The following is a 315-nucleotide window of genomic DNA, read 5'->3' on the forward strand; positions in this document are numbered from 1 at the left end:
GGCCGCAGGTGGTGGTCAGGTTCCGGGAAGACTATCGGCGTCGCATGAAGCCGCCACCTGCCGATCTTCCAGCCCCTCCCCCGCCGCAGGCGCCGCGCTGGCTCGACTGGATCGACCGCGCGGCGATGCCCTTTGCCCTCGCAATCGCCCTGCTGCTGTTCGCCCAATGGCCGCTGCGCGACCTGGCCGGCTCGGGCAATGGCCCCACGCAGGCCAACGACCTCGCGCAGTGGCTGTTCGCGCTGTACGTGGCGGTGGCGCTGCGGCACGCCGGGCGCCGCGGCGCGCACCTCGTGGCGCGGCCCGACCTGGCTG

The 315-nt window shown here is 74.0% G+C and carries 1 pseudogene; it reads left to right on the forward strand.

Annotated features, from left to right (window positions below):
• Positions 1 to 44 precede the first annotated feature (44 nt).
• Positions 45 to 315 (forward strand): annotated as a pseudogene (locus ACZYSP_RS35355) (C4-dicarboxylate ABC transporter substrate-binding protein); the annotation flags it as partial.

It is taken from the genome of Variovorax sp. F042 (assembly GCF_057814215.1).